Origin of the sequence: Streptomyces chiangmaiensis (assembly GCF_036281785.1) — a bacterium.
GTDB classification, from domain to species: Bacteria; Actinomycetota; Actinomycetes; order Streptomycetales; family Streptomycetaceae; genus Streptomyces; species Streptomyces chiangmaiensis.
Window position 1 is genome coordinate 1 of record NZ_JAYWVC010000300.1, and the last position, 7,145, is coordinate 7,145.

Annotated in this window: 5 protein-coding genes; 1 reads left to right on the forward strand and 4 read right to left on the reverse strand. The window is 69.5% G+C overall.

Features of this window, described 5'->3' with window-relative positions; genetic code table 11:
- Positions 1–71: 71 nt before the first annotated feature.
- The 3 genes from VXC91_RS40540 to VXC91_RS40550 all read right to left on the reverse strand — a co-directional run bounded on the left by VXC91_RS40540 (position 72) and on the right by VXC91_RS40550 (position 5,333).
- Complete coding sequence (locus VXC91_RS40540) at positions 72–1,349, reverse strand: cytochrome P450 (protein ID WP_329512373.1); 1,278 nt, start codon at positions 1,347–1,349, stop codon at positions 72–74.
- Between the two features lie 52 nt (positions 1,350–1,401).
- A complete protein-coding gene (locus VXC91_RS40545) occupies positions 1,402–3,012 on the reverse strand; it encodes an FAD-dependent oxidoreductase (protein WP_329512374.1) in 1,611 nt (536 codons plus the stop codon).
- 998 nt (positions 3,013–4,010) lie between these two features.
- Positions 4,011–5,333, reverse strand: a complete 1,323-nt coding sequence (locus tag VXC91_RS40550) for a carboxypeptidase regulatory-like domain-containing protein (RefSeq protein ID WP_329512375.1) — start codon at positions 5,331–5,333, stop codon at positions 4,011–4,013.
- 220 nt (positions 5,334–5,553) lie between these two features.
- Here VXC91_RS40550 and VXC91_RS40555 point away from each other — a divergent pair, with 220 nt between their 5' ends.
- Entirely contained in the window at positions 5,554–6,084 is a 531-nt protein-coding gene (locus tag VXC91_RS40555) for a TetR/AcrR family transcriptional regulator (protein ID WP_329512376.1), read from the forward strand.
- Between the two features lie 322 nt (positions 6,085–6,406).
- Here VXC91_RS40555 and VXC91_RS40560 read toward each other — a convergent pair.
- Positions 6,407–7,145 (reverse strand): ATP-binding SpoIIE family protein phosphatase (locus VXC91_RS40560; protein WP_329512377.1); only part of this gene is annotated, 739 nt, incomplete at its 5' end.

Consider the following 7,145-nt stretch of genomic DNA (forward strand, 5'->3'; position numbering starts at 1 on the left):
TCTGCTCCAGCATGCCGTGCAGCCATCGGCGTACGACGGAGTGTGGTCTGCCGGGTGCGGTGGGTGCCTGGTCACGGGGGCCGGTGTTGTGCGGGGTTGACGCCGTCGATCTCGATCAGGAGGTGCCGGGGGCCGCGCAGGCCCGGACTCGTGCGGTAGGGCGGTGGGTCGGCGACGAGTCGGGGGTTGTTGAGTCGGCGTGCCAGCTCGGTGAGCGCGATCTGCGTCTCGGGACGGGCCAGCGGGGCACCGAAGCAGTAGTGGACGCCGCCGCCAAAGCCAAGGTGCTCGTTGTGTTCGCGGTCCGGATCGAAGCGGTCGGGGTCCGAGACGAAGTCCGGGTCGCGGCTGCCGGCGGCCAGCACGAGGGTGACCGGTGAGCCCTTCGGGATGGTGGTGTCGGCGACCTCGATATCGTCGACGGTGTTCCGGGTGTTGGACAGAAACTGCACCGGTGGTTCGTAGCGCAAGAGTTCCTCGACCACGCGGGCGGCCAGATCGGGTTCGTCGCCTCGCAGCCGGTCGAGCACCTCGGGGTGCCGCAGGAGGGTGAGCATGCCGTTGGTGATGAGGTTGACTGTCGTCTCGTGGCCGGCGGTGAGCAGCAGGGCCGCGTTACTCAGCACCTCTTCCTGTGGCATAGGCGCCTCTGCACTGTCACCGCCGATCAGCCCGGACAGCAGGTCGTCGCTCCGTCGGCCGTGGCGGGCGTCGAGAAGCTGGGCGAAGTACCGACCGAGGTCGGCGCGGGCCTCGGCGCGTCGGCGCCGCCGCTCCGCGAACCCTCCCGTGGTCGGGTCGGCGGCCTTGACGACTGCGTCGGACAATGCCTGGAAGCGCGGTTCGTCCTCGCGGGGCACTCCCAGCAGCCCGCAGATCACCGTGACCGGGAACGGATAGGCGAAGTCGTCGACGATGTCGACCCGGGACGTGCCTGACCGGTTTTTTTCTGCGAAGGCGTCGATCTCGCTCGTCACGATCTCGAACATGTCTGCAATCATGCTGTCGATGCGACCGGGGCGGTGAGGCGGGCCGAAGTTCCGCGTCAGCAAGCGCCGGATTCGGTCGTGCTCGGGCGGGTCGATTTCGATGAAGGTGGGCGGCAGCTGGGAAGGGCCCTCTTCGGGCGCCTGTGTTGGCGCGTCGGCGCCCGGTTCGGGGAGGTTGCGCAGGTCCGAGCTGAGCCGTGGGTCGTGGAGCAGGGCGACGATCTCCCTGTAGGTGCTCACGACATAGCTCCCGTCCTCCGCCCGCACCACGGGTGTCTTGCGCAGCTCGGCGTAGAGCGGGTAAGGGTCGGCGCGGTGGGAGTAGTCGAGGATCTGCTGCCAGATGCTGGTCTGGTCCATGGTGGGCGTCTCCCGCCCCTCGGGGATCTGGACGTGCGGTGGCTCGGGCAGGTCACAGGTATGTTCTGCGGGCCAACGTGGCTCGCCGTTCGCTGGGTCCGTGGCCGGTCACCACGACGGTGGCCTCAGGGGTGGGCCGGTCTGGGACCTCGGCCGCGACCGGGCGACCGTCGATGGGCTGGTCGACGGTGTGGAAGGGTGGCGGGAACGGCGCCGCCCGGTCGATCAAACCCTTATAGAACTCCAGCCACTTGGACTGGTTGAAGGCGACCGCCGCGGTGATGCGCCCGCGGTAGCCGTAGACCGCGACGAAACGGCGCTCGTCCACCGATCCCTGGGCGATGACAACCTGGTCGGCATAGGTCGGGACGCCGACGGACTTGATCTCGGTGCCGAACTGGGTGGACCAGAACTCCGGCAGCGCCAGGTGCGGCCAGCGCTCGCTCTGGGCGCTGATCATGTTGTGTGCGGCGATCTCCGCTTGGGCGACCGCGTTGCCCCAGTGCTCCAGGGCGAGGTACTGGTAGTGGTAGACGGGGTGTGGGCAGCGGGCCACGTCGCCTGCGACGAACACATCGTCGGTCACGACGCCGTTGACGTCGACGGCGCGGCACCCCGCATCGCACGCCACCCCCCAGACCCCTGCCGCCAGCCCCGAGCTCCCCAGCCATTCGACGTTGCGGATGCTGCCGAGCGCGGCCACCGCGACATCGACGTCCACGGTGCTGCCGTCGGACAGACGGGCTCGCCGCAGCCGCCCGCTGTCATCGCCTTCCACCGCCTCGACCTGAACGCCGCACCGCAGGTCGACCCCGTGGTCGCGCTGGATCTGCGCCGCAACCCCGCCGATCACCGCGCCCAGCGCCCCGAGCAGCGGGGCCCGACCCCGTTCGACAACCGTCACCGGAATGTTCAACTCGCGGCAGGCGGAGGCGACCTCACAGCCGGTGAACCCGGCACCGATGACCAGCACCCGGCCGGGACCGGCTGCCAGCCGTTGCCGCAGCATGTCCGCGTCTTCCGGCGTATGCAGTGCGAACAGCCCGTCGAGCCCGGCCTCCGCCTCGTTCGGCCACGGGCGGGCCCGCACACCGGTGGCGATGAGCAACCGGTCGAAGCCCACCTTCTCGCCGTCGGCCAGGCGCACCTGCTTGCCGCTCAGGTCAAGACCCGTGGCCGCGACCCCGAGCCGCCAGTGAGCGTCGAGCTCGTCGCGGCGGGGCAGTGCGGTCCGCCGTGCCGGAACCTGGCCCAGGAGGACCTGCTTGGACAGCGGCGGCCGGTCATACGGGGGATGAGGCTCGTCCCCGATCACGGTCAGCGAGCCGGTGAAACCCTCCCGGCGCAGCACGAGCGCGGCCCGCAGCCCAGCCAGGGACGCCCCGACAATGACGATGCGCCCGGCGCGTCTGAGGGCCTGCTCAGGGCCTGGGGCAGCCCCGACCTCGGGCCCGACCGGCCGGTGCTGGGCGTCCTCACGGTCGAGGAAGATGGCCTGCACCGGGCAGGCAGCCGCGGCCCGCGCGATCTTCTCTCGCTGCGCGTCGTCCGGATCGGTGTCGTAGAGCAGCGCCTCGTCACCCCGGATGACGAACACATCCGGCGCGGCGAAGGCGCACTGTGCGTATCCCTGACACCGCGTGAGATCCACGACAATCTTCATATGGACGCCCCTTCCGAACCCTGCGGATCGGCCGTTTCGTCCCACCAGCACGCGCGCGCGCCGTCAGCTCTGCTCTTTCAGTCGAGCACGGCACGCCGGGGACCGCATCCCGCCGCGGACCGGCGATTACGGTCCGGAGTCGTTCGCGCGCCGTGTGTCCCCACCCCTCAACTGTGTGACATGCATACGAAGCGCCCGCAAGAAGGCGATCCGGCTCGTGTGTCGCAAGGTGCTTGCCAGGAGGGGCCTCGACCGGCGCTCAAGAGGTTGACCGCTTTGTAAGCCTGGTGGTGGGGCTCCTGGAGGATGCGCAGGCCATGGCGGATTTGGTGAGCTCCCAGGTTGGCGAGGCAGCGCGACTGCGGCGAACCGCTGTTGACCGTGGTTGACCGCTCGATGTGGCACGGCTGTGGCACGGCAGCACTGCCCCTGCCGGAAACCGATGTCGCGCACGCCCAGGGAGACTGTTCGCATCCAACCCAAGGCCGCGTAGGAAAGCCTCATGATTCGGTGCTCCCGGCCTCGGCAGGACAAGGAGCCGCCGCGGAACTGCCGCGAGTGCGGTCAGCTGCGTCAGCATGCCGGCCCGGGGCTGTGCCCGGCCTGCTGGCAATAGCACCCCGGCCGTCCCTTCATCCGCGGCGAACAACTCCGCGAACAGCTCGCTACCCCACCCTCATGGCTGGACGACTTCGTCGCGCATGTCGCGGCCCGCCTCTGCGTCTCCCAGGCCTGCAGTCTCATCACCGACCTCGACCGCCTCCTGCAGGACGAGCACTCCAACTCGCCCCAGGCCCAGCTGGAGCGGTCCCGCCGCCCCTGACGGTCGATGGGCCCTTTCGCCCGTGCCCTCGAGGACTTCCTCACCCGCCGCTGCCTGGCCGGCGTGCAGCGGCAGTCTCCCGCAGTCCTGGATTGATGACCGGGACCGGTGCCGGGCCGGTGAGCCAGCAGGGGGCACCCGTCCTCGAGGTCTCGAACCGTCTGGTTCGCGGGTCTCAGGAAGCCGGGGCGCCAAGGACGAGGTCTTGGTTCACGGGTGTCGCTGGATCGAGGAGAAGCTGTGCGACCGCGGCTGGGCGGCCCGGCATGATGGCAATCACCATGGCGACTACATCGTTGAAGCCAGTGGCCGCGTATTCTCCGTTCCGGTCGGTGCGGGTGCGGACAAGTTGGTGGCCGTGCGTGTCGATCACGGTGACCGTGGTGCCTGGCAGCGGCTGACCGGACGGATCGGTGACCCGCCCGGTCAGCATTGGCTCTTCGTCGCCGAAATGGTGCTGGTGTGGGGCAAGGGCGACGGGCTCGGGCAGCATCACCGTGGGATCTTCCGCAGGGGGTCCGGGGACATACTCGGTCATGGTCTGGCCTGCTGCCTCCCGCGCCAGGCGCCGTTGATGCCTGAGGTAGCCGAGCAGAATGAGCGTGACGCCGACAGCGGTCCAGGCGCAGAGCACCACTGTGGGCCGCAACAGTTGGCTATTGCCGAAGTAGCTGACGCTGCGCAGGGCATCGACGGCGTTCCCCATGGGCAGGATCGGGTGCCAGAAGCCGAAGAAGCCTGGCACGAGTTGGGCGGCCACAGCGCCGCCGCTGCTGGGCACGCCGAGCAGGACGAACAACGTGATCGCGATCCCGGGGAAGAACCCGCCGAAGAAGGGCACCAGGCCATAGGCGGTCAGCGACACGGCCTGGGTCAGCAGGAACAGGTACAGCAGGTCCAGCGGATTCGGCGGGATCACCTGCACCACATAGACAGCCGCGAGGTAGGCGACAGCGGCGACCACCACCCCCCAGCCGATGCTCGTGGCCACGTGTGCCCACCGGCCGAAGCCCACCGCGCGCTGCATGGTGATCACCATGAAGTAGGCGGCGACAACGCAGGCCAGGACGACGTACAGCAGGCTGGAGCCGGAGGCATCGCCCGGCACGGTGGGGACCAGTTCGCGGAAGGCGAGCGTGTGGCCGGTCCGTTCCGCAACGGCGGCGAAGGTCTGGCGGACAGCCGTCTCCAGGGCGGCGCCGTCCGCCTTGGCCCCGTACAGCCGCGGATGGTGCCCGCCTGGCAGGTATGCCGCGACCGCGCTGTGGTCTAGGACGGCAGCACGGGCCTTGGCGGCGCCGGCCGTCGGCCGCAGGGTGAAGCCACCCGGCGCGGCCACGTCGAGCTCCTGCTGCAGCCGCGCCGTGGTGGCCGGCGAAGCGGCCACTGCGATGCTGACGTGATGCGGCGCCGGGTGATGGAAGGCCGGCAGGTAAGAGAAGAGCAGCCCCACCAGGAAGAGCGCCGGGAGCCACAGGCCCATCGCGAGCGTGCGCACGGCTTCGCCGACGCGTTTTCTGTCTATCTGCCCCTGTGTCACGCCGCCACGTTAGGAGAAAGTTTGCAGTAATGCAAAATTACACCCGTGCAGTATGATGCCAGCGGATACGCTGACAGTCGTGCTTTGCGGAAAGGACCGGGTCTCCATGCAGGCAGCAGCTCCGGGGCTCCGGGAACGCAAGAAGGCCGAGACTCGCGCGGCCCTCCGCGCAGCGGCTGTGCGCCTGTTCCTCGAGCGTGGCCCCGCCGCCGTCACGGTGAGCGACATCTGCGAGGCGGCCGGGGTCTCCGCGCGAACCTTCTTCAACTACTTCGATGCAAAGGAGGAAGCGCTCCTGCCCTGGGACAAGCACCTCATCGAAGAAGTCATTACGGAACTGGCCGCGCGCCCGGCCGCTGAGCCGCCGCTCACCGCGGTGCGCCGGGCGATCGAGCAGACCTTCCCCAGCCTCACCGCCAGCACCGGCTGGCAGGCCTGTGACAGGGTGCTCACGGCATACCCCGAACTGCGCACCACGATCGTCCACGGGATGCTCCGCAACCAGTCCAGGCTCGCCAGTGCCCTCGCCGAACGCGCCGGGCAGACAGGCGGCCGTCTCTACTCGCAGCTCCTCGCGGGCGCCGCGGCGTCAGCGTTCCGCGCGGCCTTTAGCGTCTGGGCACCGGAAACCGGGACCGCAGGCCTGCAAGCGCTTGTCGGCGAAGCCTTTGACCGGCTCGCCGCCGGCCTTCCCCCCGAGTTGACCTGACCCGGCGAGCCCCGCCGGCCGCCGAATGTTCGCCGCAGCGCCTGCACTGCCACCGTCCGTGCCGCTGCGACGGGGTACACCAGACCATCCCGGCTGGCCCTACCAGGTCGCCGTCGTCCTGGGCGGCCGCTGCTCCTCCTGGACCGGTCCCTTGGACGCGGTCCGCATCGGGCCCAACGACGGCCCCACCGAGGTCACCGCTACCCAGATCCGCGACCTGCTGACCCGGCTACGCAAGGCACCGCCACGTAACTGGAAGGGGAGTCCGCGTGCCGCAGGCCAGTCCGCGCGGTACGTACTGCCGACCGTGTGCTGGACCGGCTTAAGCATCTCTCGGCAGTTCTTGTTCGGCCCAGACGGTCTTGCCGCCGCCCGTTGTGCAGCGGCATCCCTGTCGCTGGCAGAGCTGGGCGACGATGGGGAGGCCGCGGCCGGACTCGTCGAGGCTGCGGGCGTGGCGCAGGCGGGGGAGGGAATTGCTGGTATCGGAGACTTCGCAGGTCAGGACCTTGTGCCGGATCAGGCGCAGACGGATGAGGCCTGTGCCGTGGCGGACGGCGTTGGTGACCAGTTCGCTGACGATCAGCTCCGTGGACGGCACCATCCGATCCAGCCCCCACCGGGCCAGTTGTCGGGTGACCAAAGCCCGGGCGGTGCGGACATCGGCCGGGTCGCTGGGCAGGTCCCAGGTCGCAGTCTGGCTGGGGCTCAGAGAACGCGTCCGGACCAGGAGCAGGGTGACATCGTCGAATCGTGACTGGGTGGGCAGCGTCTCGATCACGGAGGAGCACAGGTGCTCCAGGGACCAGCCGGGCTGTGCCAGGCTGGCGCTCAGCCGCTGCATTGCGACGTCGACGTCGAGGTCGTGGTCGCGGCTCTCGATCAGGCCGTCGGTGTACAGGGCGAGCTGCGTGCCGGGGGGCAGTTCCAGTTCCACGGCCTCGAAGGGGACCAGCCCGATACCGAGGGGGGCCCCGGCGGGGAGGTCGGGGAAGGTGACCTTGCCATGTGAGTCGATGATCGCGGGCGGGGGGTGCCCGGCCCGTGCCATGGTGCACCGC